This window comes from Mycobacterium asiaticum (genome assembly GCF_001673315.1).
GTDB lineage: Bacteria > Actinomycetota > Actinomycetes > Mycobacteriales > Mycobacteriaceae > Mycobacterium > Mycobacterium asiaticum_B.
In genome coordinates, this window is record NZ_LZLQ01000026.1 from 1 (window position 1) to 17,385 (window position 17,385).

12 protein-coding genes are annotated in these 17,385 nt (G+C 62.5%); 6 read left to right on the plus strand and 6 right to left on the minus strand.

Features of this window, described 5'->3' with window-relative positions:
• Nucleotides 1-109 precede the first annotated feature (109 nt).
• Nucleotides 110-2,023: a hypothetical protein gene (locus tag A5636_RS25270; RefSeq protein WP_155763591.1), complete on the plus strand. Its 1,914-nt coding sequence runs from the start codon at nucleotides 110-112 to the stop codon at nucleotides 2,021-2,023.
• 120 nt (nucleotides 2,024-2,143) lie between these two features.
• Here the strand turns inward: A5636_RS25270 and A5636_RS04815 are convergent, their stop codons facing one another.
• Both A5636_RS04815 and A5636_RS04820 read right to left on the minus strand, forming a co-directional pair.
• Nucleotides 2,144-2,821 (minus strand): TetR/AcrR family transcriptional regulator, encoded by a 678-nt coding sequence (locus tag A5636_RS04815; protein ID WP_065157571.1) that lies wholly within the window; start codon nucleotides 2,819-2,821, stop codon nucleotides 2,144-2,146.
• The gene (locus A5636_RS04820; protein ID WP_065157572.1) at nucleotides 2,814-4,067 is read right to left on the minus strand and encodes a cytochrome P450; all 1,254 of its coding nucleotides are present in this window, start codon (nucleotides 4,065-4,067) and stop codon (nucleotides 2,814-2,816) included. Before A5636_RS04820 ends, A5636_RS04815 begins: the two co-directional genes overlap by 8 nt.
• A 237-nt stretch (nucleotides 4,068-4,304) precedes the next feature.
• Between A5636_RS04820 and A5636_RS25990 the strand changes: the two genes are divergently transcribed.
• Nucleotides 4,305-4,466: a hypothetical protein gene (locus A5636_RS25990; protein ID WP_155763592.1), complete on the plus strand. Its 162-nt coding sequence runs from the start codon at nucleotides 4,305-4,307 to the stop codon at nucleotides 4,464-4,466.
• Nucleotides 4,467-4,504: 38 nt separating this feature from the next.
• Here A5636_RS25990 and A5636_RS04825 read toward each other — a convergent pair whose 3' ends face one another.
• On the minus strand, nucleotides 4,505-5,860 hold the full coding sequence (locus A5636_RS04825; RefSeq protein WP_155763593.1) for a PucR family transcriptional regulator: 1,356 nt from the start codon (nucleotides 5,858-5,860) through the stop codon (nucleotides 4,505-4,507).
• A gap of 113 nt (nucleotides 5,861-5,973) precedes the next feature.
• Between A5636_RS04825 and A5636_RS04830 the strand changes: the two genes are divergently transcribed.
• The 3 genes from A5636_RS04830 to A5636_RS04840 all read left to right on the plus strand — a co-directional run bounded on the left by A5636_RS04830 (nucleotide 5,974) and on the right by A5636_RS04840 (nucleotide 10,559).
• Nucleotides 5,974-7,497: a WS/DGAT/MGAT family O-acyltransferase gene (locus A5636_RS04830; RefSeq protein WP_065157597.1), complete on the plus strand. Its 1,524-nt coding sequence runs from the start codon at nucleotides 5,974-5,976 to the stop codon at nucleotides 7,495-7,497.
• Nucleotides 7,498-7,568: 71 nt separating this feature from the next.
• Nucleotides 7,569-8,165, plus strand: a complete 597-nt coding sequence (locus A5636_RS04835) for a hypothetical protein (protein WP_065157574.1) — start codon at nucleotides 7,569-7,571, stop codon at nucleotides 8,163-8,165.
• 81 nt (nucleotides 8,166-8,246) lie between these two features.
• Nucleotides 8,247-10,559 carry an arylsulfatase gene (locus A5636_RS04840; RefSeq protein ID WP_253900498.1) on the plus strand — a complete coding sequence of 771 codons (2,313 nt, stop codon included), beginning with the start codon at nucleotides 8,247-8,249 and terminating at the stop codon, nucleotides 10,557-10,559.
• Nucleotides 10,560-11,267: 708 nt separating this feature from the next.
• Here A5636_RS04840 and A5636_RS04845 read toward each other — a convergent pair.
• Nucleotides 11,268-12,164 carry a metal-dependent hydrolase gene (locus A5636_RS04845; RefSeq protein ID WP_065157576.1) on the minus strand — a complete coding sequence of 299 codons (897 nt, stop codon included), beginning with the start codon at nucleotides 12,162-12,164 and terminating at the stop codon, nucleotides 11,268-11,270.
• Nucleotides 12,165-12,242: 78 nt separating this feature from the next.
• On the minus strand, nucleotides 12,243-13,277 hold the full coding sequence (locus A5636_RS04850; protein WP_065157577.1) for an AraC family transcriptional regulator: 1,035 nt from the start codon (nucleotides 13,275-13,277) through the stop codon (nucleotides 12,243-12,245).
• 808 nt (nucleotides 13,278-14,085) lie between these two features.
• On the opposite strand from A5636_RS04850, the gene A5636_RS04855 reads away from it, so the two are divergent.
• Nucleotides 14,086-15,888 carry a DUF262 domain-containing protein gene (locus tag A5636_RS04855; protein WP_065157598.1) on the plus strand — a complete coding sequence of 601 codons (1,803 nt, stop codon included), beginning with the start codon at nucleotides 14,086-14,088 and terminating at the stop codon, nucleotides 15,886-15,888.
• 19 nt (nucleotides 15,889-15,907) lie between these two features.
• Here the strand turns inward: A5636_RS04855 and A5636_RS04860 are convergent, their stop codons facing one another.
• Nucleotides 15,908-17,281 (minus strand): tyrosine-type recombinase/integrase, encoded by a 1,374-nt coding sequence (locus A5636_RS04860; RefSeq protein WP_065157578.1) that lies wholly within the window; start codon nucleotides 17,279-17,281, stop codon nucleotides 15,908-15,910.
• Nucleotides 17,282-17,385 lie beyond the last annotated feature (104 nt).

Below are 17,385 nucleotides of genomic sequence, written 5' to 3' on the forward strand. Positions count from 1 at the left end.
TGAGCATGTCCAGTGAATCGAGAATGGTGCTGTTGCCTACGAGATCGAGGACGGCGTCGAGTTGTTTTGACTCGGCGTTGGTGCGGCGGGCACGGTCGGTGCGACGGGCATGCAAGGCGGAGCCGGTGGGTCCGGAGGCGCCGGTGGAGCCGGTGGCAATGGCGGGATCTTGTGGGGTGCTGGTGGCGCCGGCGGAGCCGGCGGACTGGGCGGGGCGGGCGGTGCAGGTGGTACCGGTGCGGCCGGCACGACAGGGAACCCGGCGGTCAGTGCGGGTGCCGGGGGTAACGGCGGCGCCGGTGGCCAGGGCGGGACCGGCGGGACGTCGGGGTTGTTCGGTGGTGGCGTGGGGGCCCTCGGTAACGGCGGAACAGGTGGGGACGGTGGCGCCGGGATCCTCGGAGGCACGGGCGGGGCCGGCGGGTCCGGCTCGCACGGCGGCGACGGTGGGATCGGCGGCGCGTCGGTCGCCTCGAGCGACGGAAACGTTGTCGGCGGGACCGGAGGGGCGGGCGGCGTCGGCACCGCCGGCCACGGCGGTAATGGCGGCATCGGTGGCAACGCGACAAACACCGGTACCGGAGGTGCCACCGGCGGAGCGGGAGGGGCCGGCGGCAACGGCACCGGCACCGGCGGGGACGGCGGCGCCGGCGGAAGTGCTGTTATCGAGAACAGCGCATCCGCGGGCATGGCCGCTGGCGGTCGTGGCGGTGACGGGGGTGCGGGTACGTCGGGCGGTCGGGGTGGGCTTGGTGGTCTCGCAACAACCGAGGGCACCGGAACCGTCATCGGTGGCGACGGCGGCGCGGGTGGTGGTGCCACCGCTGGCGACGGTGGTGCCGGAGGCGATGGCGGGAGAGCCATCGACAAACACCTTGGCCCGAACGGTGACGCCTTCGGCGGCCACGGCGGAGCGGGCGGAGCCGGCGGTGACACTGGCAGCGGCGGCAGCGGCGGCGCCGGCGGTAATGCCTGGAACCTCGGAACCGGAAGCGCGACCGGTGGCACCGGCGCGGCCGGTGGAGATGGCACGCTCGGAGCCGGCGGGGACGGCGGCGCCGGAGGCAGCGCCAGCGTCGCGACCAGCGACGCTGCGGCCGTTGCCACCGCCGGACACGGTGGAAACGGCGGCACGGGCACCACGGGAGGGGACGGGGGCGCCGGCGGCGGGAGCTTCACTGGCACCGCGGGCAATGGCGGGAGTAATGGTTCGGTCAGCGGCGGCGACGGTGGTATGGGCGGCGCCGGCACCGTCGGTAACGGTGGTGCTGGCGGCGCTGGCGGGTCGGCTTATATCGACAGCGAGCTCGCAACGGGTGACGCCATCGGCGGCCACGGCGGGGCCGGCGGGACAGGTGGCGCCAGTGGCGTCGGTGGTAGCGGCGGCAATGGCGGTTACGCGGAGAATCACGGCGCCGGCAATGCGATCGGAATGAATGGTGCGCTAGGCGGGACCGGCGGCGCGGACGGCGGGGCCGGCGGTAACGGCGGCAACGCGACCAGTGCGGGAACCGGACTTGCGATCGCCGGCGCCGGTGCGGACGGCACGAGCGCGGGCAGCGTCGGCTCCGGCGGGGACGGTGGCGACGGAGGCCGCGCCTCTGTTGCGAACGTCAACGCCTCCACTCACGCCATCGGCGGTCGGGCCGGAGCGGGCGGAACCGGCGGCGCCGGCGGTGTCGGCGGAAACGGTGGTCACGGCGGGAACGCGGATAACAGCGGTGCCGGCGACGCCATCGGCGCTGTTGGCGGCGTCGGCGGTGCGGGCGGCGCTGGCGGGGGTAACGGCGGAGACGGCGGTGACGCTTACATCTTGGGCAGCGGAAACGCGGTCGGCGGTGACGGTGGCGAGGGCGGCGCGGGGCTGGAGGACCTCAGCAACGGTGGCAACGGCGGCAACGGAGGTACGGCGGGCGCGGGCGCTGGCACCGCGACGGGCGGCGAGGGCGGTGCCGGGGGTGCAGGCGGCCCGGGCGGTTCCCCCGGCGCATCCGGCCATCGCGGGGAAGAGTCGCTCAGCTGAGCGAGCCGGTATTGAAGCGGTCGGCCGTCGATCGTTGGAGTTCGGTTCCCGATCAATCATCAAGGGCCAGCTGATTTCGACGGCGGCGGGTACGCGAAGCCTCGGCCCCTATTGGGATGGCTACAGCGGCGAAGACTGTCTTTCTGTTGGGACGCGCGAGTTCGAGGATGCGTGTCGTTCGTGGATCGATAGCGACGTTATCCGCGGATAAAGGATCGCTGGGCCGAGCCATCGCACAAGGAAGCGGCGTAGTTCGATTCCTTTCCGCGGGGGGTGCCCGGGATCGGTCAGGATGGATTGCACGCTGCGTAAAGTCATTTCGGCAAGCTCACGCAGCGTGGTGGTGTCGAAACCGTGCAGCCCCCAGTCCACCTCCAAGCGGTCAAAAACCGACAAGCAGAACGTGATCGCCGTGTCAGAGGTCAGCGAGGTGACGGCGTCGCCGTCCTGTCGCCGGGTCAGCAGACTCTCCAGCTGTGGATCGCCCGCGAGGTTCTCGATTCCGAACGACACACTTTCGACGATCGCAGTGACCGGGTCGTTGAGTCCTTTGGTGTGTTCTACAACCTGGTCGATGAACCCGTTGACCGCACGCATTGAGCTGGCAATCAGCAGTGTGTCAGCATTCGGAAAATAGCGGTACACCGTCTGGCGAGTGACACCGAGCTTGCGCGCGACATCGGCAAGGCGGATCGCTGATCCGTGTTCGGCGACCACTTCGTCCACCGCGTCCAAAATGCGGGCAATCGCCTCTTCATCCGATGCAGGGGTGGACCCCGCCCAGCCGCGACTACGCATCCGCTGCCACAAGCATTTCGATGTCGAACTCGATAGGAAGTGTTGTCGGCCCGGTCATTCCCAGCACAGATTTCCACGGGGCCGGGCCCACGCGATGAGGTGCCGGGAGACGTTTGGTCAGCACTACAAGGGCTTCCGCCAATTCTCGGCGCGCCAAATTCGCTCCTAGGCAGTAGTGCGCGCCGCCGCCGAAGGTCAGAATTGCGGGTACGTCCTTGCGCGAGATGTCGAAACGGTCAGCATCGTCATAGATCGCCGGATCTCGGTTGGCTGCAAAGGTATTGGCGAGTACGAACGTCCCTTTCGGGAACATATAGCCACTGAACTCAACATCCTCAACAGCCGCTCGCGGCACGATACAGGCTGCCGGCGAGTGGCGCATGCTCTCCTCGACCGCCTGCATGGCAAGTTCGGGATGGTCGCGCAGCTTCGTCCATTGGTCGGGATGCTCGCAGAGCACCTGAATCGACGCCGCCAGTTGATTCCGCGTAGTGTCCGTTCCCGCCATCAAAAAGCCGGCCACCAGCATGCGGAGTTCATCGAGATTGAGCCGGTCGCCGTCACTTTCGGCACGAATGAGTTCTGACAGCAGGTCATCGGTGAGATTGTCTCGGCGGGCGGCGACCATGTCATCGACGTAGGCGTCGAGTTCGCTCCAAGCGCGCATGATCGAGGCCTCATCGAAGTTGGCATCCGGCTGAAAGTTGAGGGCTTTGAAGACCTCCTCCGTCCAGTCTGCGAACAACTGCCAATCCTCGCGAGGCGCGCCAAGCAGCGCGCACATGATCGGTGTCGGGTAGCGACGCGCGATATCGGTCACGACGTCGCAATGTCCGGCCTCGATCACTCGATCGATCAGCCCATTCACCACCTCGTGGATCGTGCCTGTGAGACGGGATGTCGCGCGGGGAGTGAACGCCTTGGCAACCAGTTTGCGCAACCGCACGTGTGGTGGCCCGTTCAAGCCCAAAAGGCTGGTCGCCATCTTGTCGAACAACGGACCGGACGTGATGCCCTGCGCCGCTAGGGTGATACCGGGCGGCAGCCGAAATCTATTGTCGCGCAGTAATTCACGAGCCAGATCGTAGGACAGGACCTCCGGTCCGAGGGGTCCGATAGCGATGGGCGCACGCGTTTGTGCACTTCGCAGATCATCGATGAGGTCGTGCGGCGTGGCGGTGAGCCCGTAACTGATTGTGGGGAGGCCTGCCTCGAAGACGCTGGGGGCGATGCTGTCCGTGCTCATCGATTCTCTCGACCTCCTGCGCCCAGGCGGGCGTCCGATACGGACGTTTATGACTGGAGTGTATGACCAGCGCACAGGAACGGTCAATATAGGCTGCGTCAGGGCTGGTAAACGGCGTTAGCCCGCCCCAACGATCATACGTTTTTTGCTCAGACGTCCGCCCAGGTTCGCGAGGGACCCCATGCACGTCCGGTAGTGCGTCGTCATGCTCGTTGATTTTGGATATGTCGACGAATAGTGGATCGACAGGCCCACGCCGGTACAGCAGCGAGTCGAATACCCGATGCGTTTCTGCGTCATCACGTGCTGTCGTTTCTCGACCAGCTTGGCTGGATGATCTCACTTGAGGGCATTCAAGGCCTAGAGGAGTTGCAGAAGCTGGACGTGTTCACCGTCTGAAAGGCGGCAACGAGATGCCCGCCACGATCCGCAGAATGCTAGCTGGGTGCGGGTAGGGAACCGACGCCAGACGGAGAAAACCTCCCGCTTCCGCCATCGATGTCAGCCGCCACCCGTGTCTCGGACGCGCCCACGACGACTTCGAAGAGCGACAGCGCGACGCGCAACTCGAGGCTGCGCTTCTCCAACGATCTCCCCAGCAGTTCCTCCGCTTGGCGGACCCGGTAGGCGACGGTGTTCTCGTGAATATGCAATCGTTTCGCGGTCCGGCCACGGCTGCAATTTTCGTCGAGGTACGTGCGCAGGGTGGCCGCCAGGCGTCGAGTGGTTTCGTCCTCAGATACCAAGCGGCCCAACTCACGTCGCACAAAAGCACATGACTGTTCGAGGTCGACCGTCGCGATTGCGCGCAGGGAAATGTTGCCGTAGCGGGTGACGCCGCCGGCGGGCCGACCGGCCAGCACGGCGATTCGTTGCGCTTCGAGCGCCTCGAAGTGACTGACCCGAAATCCTCCGATACCCCGCGCGGGCTCACCGATTGCGACTCGGACGCCGGGCGCACTTGCCGTCCGAAACCGCAACTCGTCCAAGGTCTTCGACGGCACGTCGCTGTGCGAGCTGATCCACGCGGCGACCGACAGCATGCCGAGTGGATGAACGAGTGGATTCTGGTTACCGATCGTTGCAGCGATGTCGCGGATGGCGGATTCCAGGATGGCCTGGGTATTACGTCCTTCCTCGTGCGTGTCCAGCCAGGCGATAGCAGCGACATGCACGCGGCGGATATCGTGACGAAGTCGCTTGGTCGCGACGTCGGCATCGATGGATTGTCCGGCCAGGATGGTGCCAATCGTCTCGGCCTGGCTGGCGGCGGCGCTGCGTAGCCACCGATCGCGTTCGACGGTGTAAACCTCTTCGACCAAACAGAGCGCGGCATCGACGTAGGCGAACATCCACGCTGATGACAGCTCACTCGCGAGGTTCAACTCGACCGCATCGCTCGAGTGTGTACCCAAAATCGCGTTGAGGTGTCGAGACGTCGCGGCGTGAGCAAGCCGGTAGCTACGCATCAATGTGGTAAGCGGAATGCCGTGTTGCGCACCGTCCTGCGCGTAGGCGAGGGTCGGAAAAGCGAGGCGCGCCTTGTCGGCGGGGTCAGCGCCGGTGAGCAGCACCTCGGCGAAGTCGCGGATGCTGGCTTCGGTGCTCGCGCGGTTCACCTCGAGTGCTTCCGCGTTGCCTAGCAGGTCGGGGAGCCGCTCGAAAGTGTAGGTATTCACCGAAGCCGCGATCTCGGAAGCGCGCTCGGCTAGTTCGGCGGCCGCCGGTCGCAGCACCGCCAACCACACTTTCCGCTGATCGTCGCCGCGAGCGCCTACCCAGACCGGCTCCATCACGTCACGGTATCCCGCGCCCACCCGGCGGTGCGGAAATTCGACAACAGAAGTGGCAGACGTTGGCGCAAGCAGACAAGCGCACGACGGGCGCTGCGAAGGACGATCTTCGCATGCGACAACTCACCAGTCTCGATGCCCAGTTCCTGGCTCTCGAAAACGACCGCGTTCAAGGTCATGTCAGCGTGCTGGGGATATATGACCCGCAGACCGAATCGGGCCGGCCGCTGGATGCGACGCTCGTTCGCGATCTGATCAGCGAACGGCTGCATTTGCTGCCCACTTTCCGGTGGCGACTCGCGCAGGTGCCTTTCATGCTGGACTACCCCTACTGGGTCGACGATGGCACCTTCGACATCGAGTACCACGTCCGAGAGCTCGCGTTGCCTGCTCCGGGCGGTCACCGACAGCTCGCCGAGCAGGTCGCACGGATCATTGGTCGACAGCTAGACCGGGCGCGACCGCTGTGGGAGGTGTATGTCATCCATGGTCTCCAGGATGGCGGCGTCGCTCTACTGACGAAAATGCATCACGCGGCCGTTGACGGCGTCTCAGGCAACGAAGTGATGGGCATCCTCCTCGACCACGCCGCGACGGGCCGCGAGGTCGGACAACCTAAGGACGTCGCCGCAGAGAACTTCCCGTCTGAAGTAGAGATGCTCGGCCGCGGTTTGGTCGGGCTGTTACGCCAGCCGTTGCGGATATTGCGTGCCTGGCCCACCGCTTTACCGCATCTCGATGACGTGCCGACTGTTCGCCACCTGCCAGGTGTGAAGACAATCGCCCGCAGCAGCCGGCTGCTCAAACGAGCCGTGCCTGCTCGCAGTGACCGAACGATCCTGCAGGGCAACGACATCGCTGCTCCTCGGACCCGGTTCCAAGCGCGCGTGTCACCTCATCGGCGGGTCGCGTTCGGCTCGCTGTCGCTCGCCGAGGTCAAGACGATCAAGAACACGTTTGGCTGCACCGTCAACGACGTCGTCCTAGCAATCTGCGCGGCCGGGTTGCGCTCTTGGCTCGGTGAACGTGGCGAACTCCCCACGGAGCCACTTGCAGCGTTCATTCCGATGTCCGTTCGCACTCCTGAGGAGATGGGGACATTCGGCAATCGGGTCTCGGTGATGATCACCCAGCTACCGACCGACGTTGCAGATCCAATGGAACGCCTGCACCGCATCAACGAAGCAATGGAAGCCGCCAAGGAGCGCCACCGCGCGCTACCGGTGACGTTGCTGCAAGATGCCAACCATTTCATTCCGCCTGCTCTTCTTGCACAGGCAGCCCGTGCCACGTCCAGGTTGGCCGGCGTGCTCAAGCAACCGGCGAACGTGATGATCTCGAACGTCCCGGGGCCGTCGAACCCGACGTATCTTGGCGGCGCCCGGCAACGCGCACAGTTTCCGGTCTCCGGAGTCCTGGACGGCATCGGCCTCAACATCACTGTGATGAGCTATTTGGACTCGCTGGAGTTCGGGGTCGTTGTCGATCGCGGCCAGCTCGACGACCCATGGCCGATCCTTGACGCGCTTCGGGCCGGCCTGGACGAGCTTCGCGATCTGGCCGAGGCCCACGCATCGGCAACACCCATCAGCTCGAGCCGCCGCAAGACGCCCAGCCGTCGGAAGGTCAGCTCATGAGCGGAGATGCCAGCTGCGTCACCAGCACACATCGGCCTGAACCAAAACACCAGCAGCAGAAGGGAATAGCTATGAGCCGCTTCGACATCACCCAGACCAACCGAGCCGTCGAGCGATTGATCGAAACGACCGAGAACCCTCGGCACCGCTACATGCTGCACGCTTACAACCGCCACCGTTACCTGGAAATGGCCGGCCGATACGAAGAAATCTTTGCCCCCGACATGACGATCGAGAAACCGGTCTACCACTTCAACATGCTTGGCAAAAGCATCACCGTCGAGGGCACCGAGCAGGTCAAATCCCTCTACCGCGAATGGGCCGACACGGCGCAGTGCATCTTTTACTCTGATGACGAGAAGCTGGCCGTCAGCGACACCATGATCGTCTCGACTTCGCTGATCTATCAACAGACTCCGGGCAAGTTGTTGACTGCTGAAGGCGCGCCTGTCGACCCGAATGCCACATACCTGGTGAAGACCGCGGAGCACATGATTTGGCCATACGATGAGGGCCGGCTGGTCGGTGAAGACGTCTGGGAATACGACGAAGCGGCGAGGGAAATCATCCTGCTCGATCCGGCAGATGTCCTGACCGTCCAACAGTCCGCCCTGCTGCTCGACCCCCTCATCAAGCCGCTACCGGCCGACAATCCGTTCCTCGGGTGACACTTCGGAGCCAAATCGAAGGCCTAGAGTGACAAGACGCGGCCAGAGGAGGGAGATGCGATGTCCGAGGGTAAGGACATAATGCCTCCGAAGCTGCCTGGCGGCGAGACGTTACCCTTCGCGCCGACCCATTCGGCAAGCATCGCGGGGCGGACATTGCAGGAGTCGACGTACGCTCAGCGCGTCGTACCGCGGCGCCTGCACGAGGGCGCGCCGAACATTGTGATCGTGCTCATCGACGACGCGGGCCCGGGATTGCCGACGACATTCGGTGGCGAAGTCCGCACCGACACCATGGATCGGATCTGCGCTGAAGGGGTGTCCTACAACCGGTTCCATACAACCGCAATGTGCTCGCCGACGCGGGCCTCACTGCTGACCGGACGAAACCATCACGAGATCGGGAATGGTCAAATTGCCGAGTTGGCTAACGACTGGGACGGGTACTCAGGAAGGATACCGCGCAGCAGTGCGACGGTGGCCGAGGTGCTCAAGCAGTACGGTTATGCGACGTCCGCGTTCGGCAAGTGGCACAACACCCCTGCGGAAGAGACCACAGCGGCTGGCCCGTTCGAAAACTGGCCCACCGGAATAGGATTCGAGTACTTCTACGGATTCCTCGCCGGCGAAGCATCCCAGTACGAGCCGCACCTGGTGCGCAACACCACCGTAGTGGCACCTGCCAAGACGCCCGAGGACGGCTACCACCTGTCCGAGGATCTCGCCGATGACGCCATCGCCTGGCTGCGCAGACACAAGGCCTTCAATGCCGATAAACCGTTCTTCTTGTACTGGGCCAGCGGTTGCCTACACGGTCCACACCACATCATGAAAAAGTGGGCCGACAAGTACGCCGGCAAGTTCGACGACGGCTGGGACAACTACCGGCAACGTGTGTTCGACCGCGCAAAAGAGAAGGGCTGGATCCCGCGGGACTGCGAACTCACCACACGCGATGAATCGTTGGCATCGTGGGAAAGCATCCCCGATGATGAAAAGCCGTTTCAACGACGCCTGATGGAGGTGGCGGCCGGCTACGCCGAGCACGTCGACGTCCAAGTCGGCAGGATCGCCGACGAACTCGACGACCTCGGTTACACCGACAACACCTTGTTCTTCTACATCTGGGGTGACAACGGATCTTCCGGCGAGGGCCAGAACGGCACTATCGCAGAACTGTTGGCGCAGAACGGCATTCCCACCACAGTCCGTCAGCACATCGACGCCTTGGACGGGCTCGGCGGCCTGGATGTGCTGGGATCGCCACTAGTCGACAACCAGTACCACGCCGCGTGGGCATGGGCAGGCAGTACACCCTACAAAGGCATGAAGCTTCTCGCTTCCCACCTCGGCGGTACCCGTAACCCGATGGCGATCAAATGGCCGGCGAAGATCGAGCCCGACATCACGCCGCGGGATGTGTTCCTGCACTGCAACGACATCGTGCCGACAATCTATGACATCGTCGGGATACAGCCGCCGCTGGTCGTCAATGGCACCCCTCAGCTACCCATCGCAGGTGAAAGCTTCGTGCGCACGCTCACCGACCGGTTGGCGCCCGGTGGAAAGAAGACGCAGTACTTCGAGATCATGGGCAGTCGGGCGATCTATCACGACGGGTGGATGGCATCGGCCTTCGGCCCGCGCACGCCATGGCTGCAGGGACAGCCGGACGGTATTGAGACGTGGACGCCGGACAACGACACGTGGGAGCTCTACCACCTCGACGAAGACTGGTCGCAGGCAAGAGATCTCGCAGATACTTATCCCGAGAAGCTTCTGCAGATGCGAGAGATGTTCGCGATCGAGGCGGCGCGAAACTCGGTGTTGCCCGTCGGGGGCGGTCTTTGGGTGCCGGTCTACCATCCGGAGCTTCGTATCGCGCCACCGTATCGAAAATGGGAATTCTCCGGAGACACCATCCGCATGCCGGAGTTCTGCGCCCCCGCCCTGGGTAACAAGAACAATGTCGTCATGATCGACGCGGAACTGCCTGAAGACGCGAACGGAGTGCTGTATGCGCTCGGCGCTGCGGCCGGCGGACTCACCTGCTACCTCGACGACGGTTTTCTCTGCTACGAATACAACCTATTCATACTGCAACGCACCAAGATTCGGTCATCAGACAAATTGCCCTCCGGCAAGACCAGGATCATCGTGGAGACGCGCTACGCAGAGCAACGAGCGGCCGGACCGCTTGACATCACACTCCGCGTGGGTGACGAAGTCGTTGCCAGAGGCCAGGTACCGGTGAGCGCACCGCTGCTCTTCACCGCCAATGACTGCCTGGACATCGGGAAATGTCTGGGCTCACCGGTGTCCCTCGACTACCGCGACCGCGCTCCTTTCCCGTTCGATGGTGATATCCGCCGCGTCCACGTCGCCTACACGTGAGGCCTCGTCGCACCTCAGGCACCGCAGGCGCAGGAAAGTGTGAGGGCACAGACGAACGCGGGGCAGCGATAGTCTCGAATTACTTGCCGCACAGGGTAATCGACTTGCAGGTGTCACTGCGTCAGTACAGACGAACCCGCCGGGGGGTGTGCCTGGATCATGAGACGACGCAAGACTCGATGGGTTTCGCACTCTTGGCAGTCTTCGCCGCACCGGGCAATTTCGAATTAAGCGATAAGGGCTAGTCCAGATACAAGCTCGGCGGTGATAACAGCCAAAAATGAGGTCGCCCGGGGGTGCGGCCGCCCAGCTGCCTGAGCACCGAGTGCCGATGCTTTGGCGGACCAAAGAGGGCGGTCGTGCACTTGCTATTGGCGGCATCGCCGTCGGTATAGTGCCGCCGTTGGTGGTACTGACCAGCGCATGGCTCGTATCGACGGGGCGAGCAAGCATGCTGTAGTGAACGGCGCCGCCCGCGCGTAAGCAGCGCCAACGAATACTAAGCCTGAAACTGATAGCGATCTTTCGACCCTCGGGTAAAGCAGGTACGCACTGTCGTTGTGACCGAGGTCATTGCCTAGCGAAGATTTGCCCCAGTCGGCGCGCCGTTGTGGCCTCGGCTGAAATTCGAGGGGAGCCAACGCAATGAAAGACGTCATCTTTCCGATGGCCGATAGCTGGATGACATGAATGGCCTGACCAGCGTGGTCACCTCAGATGGCCGGCGAGTGTGCCTTCGGCTCCGAAGAGTTCTCGCTGCCAGTACCCGACGAGTTCGGTGGTGTCGATGTGGTCCGGATGGAAACCGGCCTTCTTGAACGGCCTCATCGCCGAGTAGAAGCCAGCCCACATGGGCGTGCGCAGCATCTGCACGGTCTCCCGCAGGATCCGGATCGGCTGGCGGCGCCCCGTCCGGTCGGTGGTGGCGATCGATATCCAGGATGCCAGCACCAGGATCGGGACTCCGCAGTTCTGCGCGAAGCGCATCCAGCGGATGCGCGTTGACTCGGGGACGCCGACGGCCCGGTAAACGTCGAACGCGACCGACTTGTGTTCCAACTCTTCCAGCGCGTGCCAGTTCAGCAGGTTGCGAATCTCGGGGTCGTACAACATCGCCTGGACTTCCGGACATTTGAGGACGTTCTCCGCCCAGGCGGCGGTGAAATGTTCTGCGGCCACCGTGAAACCGAGGAAGAAGTGGCGAAGCCGGGGCAATCGGTCCGGGCTGGGGTACTGCTTGTCCAGGAATTTTTCCATCCGCTCAGTGCTCTGCAGCAGGTATTCGAACCATGCGGTCGGGTACCCCATCGCTGAGAGTTGCTCATTTAGCTCGCGGTGGTGCAAGGCGTGAGTTTTCTCCTGCCCAATGAAGCCGGCTACCCGCTTGCGCAGGTCTGGGTCAGCGAGTTGATCCTTATAGCGGCGCACGGACCGGACGAAGATGTCCTCCCCGGGCGGAAAGATTGCCGACAGTATCGCGACCAGGTGACTGAACACCATGTTGCCGTCGGCAAAGTACTTCTCGGTTTCGAGCTCCGCGTCATGGGAGTCGAACCCGAAGTTCAGTCGTCTGACGGCCGGGAATGTCGTCGCCACATTCGTCATGTCGATAACGCTAGGTCCACCGCCCAGGCCGGCGGAATGCGCGGATCGGACGAGAATTTGATGTTTTCGGACAGCTGGTCATCTGGGTCTGCGAACCTGATGTTTGCTAGGCGGATTGCCGACCCACCGGATGAACGCGCGACTGAATGCGGCAGTCTCCGAATAGCCCAATTGCCGTGCGGTCTCTCCCACGGTGAGGCCTGATTCGAGCATGGCCACTGCAAGGGTCATCCGCACCTCGTCGGCCAATGCGCGGTAGCTGGTGTGTTCGGCAGCGAGACGGCGATGCAGCGTGCGCTCGGTGATGCACATGTCGTCGGCGATCACCGCCATCGACGGCAGCACGCCAGGATTCCGGACCAGCCGGGAGCGTACCTGTGCGGCAATTCCGCGACGCCGACGGCGCGCCTGTAAGAGCTCTTCGCACTGTTGGGCACACGCCTCAGCCGCAGCGGGGTCGGCCGCCGGCATAGGAAGCGCGAGTACTTCGAACGGGATGGTGATCGCGCTGCGTGCCGCCGACAGGTCGAGTTCTATTGTCATCGTGGGGAACTCGAGCCGTTCCTCAGGGAATTCAATACCGGGCAGCTCAACCTTGATCAGCGCATCGGAGTGAAGCTGGCCGATCAGCAGCGGGACCATGCTGGTCAGCGCGAACAGATCCCGTTGCAACATGAAGCTACGGACGTCGGCCGGCACAGCACTGTCATCGAACTCAAGCACAGCGCCTTCGGGGGTGTCGTGCCGGGTCAGCCGCAGAAACGTCGACGACAACGTTGCGTACCGGCAGCCTATGTTGACCGCGTCACCCACGGTCGGACTCGCCAGCAGCGCGTAGCCAAGCACACCGGTGTTGGCGAAGTTGTACTGCAAACCGACGTCACGTGCGAACTCGTGCGGATCCTTTACACGGCCCAGGATGTTACGCAGAATAGCCAGTTCCTGGCCTGCTTGGACCTCGGTCGCTTTGTCATCGATATCGGCCAGCGTGACGCCGGTACCCGCAAGGCAGTCTGCCGCATCGATCCCCTGCAACCGCGCAGCCTCTAGAAGATGCCGGCAGGTCGCCACCGGTCGGGGAATGTCCCAATCGGGCTGCGTTACATCGTCCATTGACACATGTCCGAATGTATTAGTTCCGGGTTGGCAGGCAGCGTCCTCTCTACGATCTGCCGATGGCAAGACTCGAGCGGTGTGGTGAAGTGTCGTTGCCTTCCGTCCCGGCCTGGACCCACACTCGAGTCTGGCTGAGTCGGGTGGCTGGGTGGTCCCTGCTCTGGAGTTGGCGCTGCCATATCCCGGCCGATCTCACCGGAGAACCCTGTTGGTAGGCGTGGCGGGAGCCAGGGGGCATGCGCAACCGGGGGCACCTGGACAGTCCACCGAGTCGACCCACCACACCTGCTGGGAACTCACCGGCGATGGCGTGGGCGGCACCAATAGGCAGTGACATTGACGATCTCGTTGCGCAACGGGATTGAAGTTTGTCGGGCCTGGGCGGCTGTCCGCTGTTCGGCTCGATCGGCACCGCCGACCGGGGGCGGGCCTGAAACCACGGAGTTGGACGCTTCATTGGTGGTCGGTATGCGCCCTCGCCTGCACGTCAATCCAGTGCCCCCAGTCGGACTCGAACCGACACTTGGCGGATTTTAAGTACTCCGGTCCGGGTTCTCACGACCTCGGGAAACAGTTCGCCGAAACGGGCAAATCGACTGCAAGACGGCGCTTCTGAGCGTTACCGGTACGGCTCCGGTACGGCCCCAATCCCCCGTAGATTCACCCTCGGTCGCCGCGTTCGCGCCGCGACGAGCTTTGCGCGGCGGTGTTAGCTCCGTTCGAACGCATCGCCGGAATGGCTGGTTCTCCCACTCGGTATGATCTGCCTCAGCCTGCCTCAGCTCACACAACGAAAGGCGCGGCGTTGGAGATTGCGTCAAAGACCAAGACAATTCAGCAATGCTTCCTTGATTGCCTCTATGAGGTACCAAACTTCCAACGACCCTATAGTTGGGTCGACGACCAGCTAGATGATTATTGGAACGATGTAGTCCTTGCCAAAGGCGACTTCTTCTTCGGGACGACTGTTACTTGGATAAGCGAGCAACGAGATTTATTCAACAACACATATTCTCTAATCGATGGACAACAACGCTTGACAACAAGCGCCGTGGCACTCTCGGTCATCCGAGACTTTTTTGAAGTGATCTACAAGAGCAATATATTCAGCAAAGATGAAGAGCTGAAGTCTACTTTGACGGAACAGAAAGCCACCACCCAGAAATATTTGATTGCCAAAGATGATGATTCTAAGGAATACGCCATCATCAAGCGGCCAGAGGCGCAATTTTGGGAGGTGGTTCAAAAACCGGGGTCCATTCCATCGGGTGCAAATTGGAGCACAAGTGCAAAACTTGTGGGCCAAGCTAGAGCCTTCTTTGAATCTAGAGTGGCCGCAGAAATTTCAGTCTGTAAGGATGCACAGTCGCAAATAAATCGCTTGAAAAGTCTGCGTAGCAATATACTTCAAGCCCGCGTCATCCAGGTTGAGCTAAGTTCTGAGGAAGACGCATTCCTAATCTTCGAGACGCTGAATACCCGAGGCGCTGATCTGCGGCTGGCGGACTTGGTGAAGAACATGTTGGTGCGCGGCCTGTCGCAAGATCCGGCAGACCGAGATGCCGTGGCAGCTCGCTGGCAGAGGGTCGTGGATGACGTTACCTCGTATGGAGATAACCCAGATTCGATTAACCGGTTCATCTGGCAATCTTGGAACTCGCGCAGAGATGCGGTGAAAGAGCCAGAACTATACAAAAAACTCAAAGGCATGGTTTCTAAAGGGAACTTGCAACATAAAGATTATCTTGATGAAGTCGAGACCGATTCGGCCATCTTTCGGCATTTGGAAGGATCTCAACTCGGCTTTCCTAAGAAAAAGGCCGGAAGCCGGCAAGCACTCGCCATACCGGAGGTTCAGGACTCCATCCGAGCCCTGCAGGTTTTCAATGTTTCGGTTGCAAATTCGGCGGTGATTGCGTTAATCCGAAAGTATAATGAAACTCTGCTCATAAGCGAAAAGCAACTCAAACGATCGATGGCAGCCATCGAAAATTTCCACTTTCAATTCACTGCAATGGCGAATAGTGGCTCGACCGGCGGCACACGCGGCCGATATAACCGGTTCTCTGTGATACTCGCGGACGCAGGAACTAAGCAGGGCGTATCCCTCGCAATCGATGACTTCATCGCGCGCCTTCAGGGGAGCTTGCCAGCTCGTTCGCTAGTGCAGACCGCGTTCTTGAAATTGGCCTACGCTCCGCAGTTGACACTCACGGCCGCTCAGCGAGCCCGTGGATCTACCAGCCTCATCCGATACGTGTTGATCACGACTGCAAAACGCCTCGGCAATCTCCCACCGGCACAAGATAGTTCCAGCTGGACCATCGAGCACATCGTGCCCCAGAGCGCCGCAAGTGACTCGTTCGACGATCCCGTGTACTCGATCGGCAATCTCGCTCTTTTAAGCCAAATCACGAATTCGGGCTCTGGTAACGCACCGTTCGCCGCAAAAATGCCACACCTCGCGAGTTCAGGGTTCCCAAGGGACCCAGTGCTGACCGATTGGCTGCAGCGTGACGCAACTTTCCAGCCGTCGAACGAAGACATAGCGGAGCGATCCCAGGCACTTGCAGAACTCGCTCTTGACTCGATTTGGACGGTTGCGTAAGCGTATGCCAAATCTCGGATCAGCTCGTCAGAAGCCGCATGCGCACGATGTTGTTAAAATTGGAATCCGGTGCAGGCAGCGTGTTAACCGGCCCGCCGTCCAGTTCGGGGATGTAGTCGCCGTAGGTGTCGAGTGTCAGCGTGTATGTGCTGTGCCCAAGCCATTTTGCTACTTGCATGAAGTGGACACCCGCCGACAGCTGCAGGACGGCGAATGTATGGCGGAGATCGTGGAGACGCACGCCTCGGGTCGCAGAGGCAGTCGCCGTCGCGGGGCGGCTCGCTGGTAGCCCTACGGCCTCTAGGGCGGGCTTAACGATGGTGTCGTAGAACGTCCCCATCGCTAGCGGCTGCGACCAGTCCAGCTGCACCGCGTACCGCTTGCCTTTCGCGCGGTAACCGCCGCCATTGTTGCGTGAGGGCCACAGCGGTGCTGTTGGCTCATTCGCGCGCGGGTGGTCGCCCGAAAGGTAGTTGGCCATCCGCTCCGCAAGCCAGGGCGGTAGGGGGACCGTACGGCGGGACCTCTTGCTCTTGAGCGTGCCAGTAACCCACTGGCCGTTCTTGCGATTCTTGGTACGGCGCACGTTCACCGCGCACCGCGGCCCCGGCTCGAATACAAGGTCACCGACCTCCAAGCCGCTGACCTCAGCAGCGCGCAGCCCGGTGTAGGCCATGAACTCAACCATGAGCGCGTACGCCGGGTAGGCGGGCAGCCCGGTCACATCGCCACGAATCGCCGACGACAGCCGGCCAACCTGCTCTGCGGTCAGCGGGTGGTGCTCGAACTGGGCGTGGTCGCCGGTCGCGCGGCTCGCTGAGAAGTCAACGCGATCCGTCGGGTTCGCAGCTATCGCGCCGTGGTGAACGGCATACCGCAGCACCCGCCGCAGAACGTCCCAAACGTGCTTCACGGTGCCCGGCGTCAGTGGCTTGCGATCACCCTGGCGCGACGCCTGCCGAACCAAGGCGGTCAGCAGAACCTCGCAGCGGGCTGGGCTAATTGCCGCGACGGCGGTACCGCCAAGGTCGTCAAGCACATAACAACACAGGAGCCGGTCGTACTCATCCACCGTGCGCTGCTTGAGCTTTCCCTGTGCCACCTTCAACGCCTGCGCGTCGAGCCAGGCCCGCGCGTAGAACCCAAACGGTAGCTCCCCCGCCTTGCGCTGCTCGGCTAGCGCGCTGGTGCCGGTCGCGTGGCGGGCGGCGTTCAGCTCGTCGCGGCGAGCCTCGGCGACTTCACGCGTCGGGTATGTTTCGCGCCGCGCACGCAACTGCCCCGTAGGCAGGCCGAAGTCATCGCGCACCGGCTCCCGCCAGACGACCGCATATGTCTTGATTGGCTTACCGTTGCGCTTCTGCTTGGTCTCATGGGCTCGTACATAGGCCATGTGGACGTCGCTCCTTGCTAACTTCTGATGGAAAATTTGTACACGCTACGCGGAGAGGGCAACCCAATGAAATGCCCCTATACCCCTGTCTCGGCGTAGCGCGT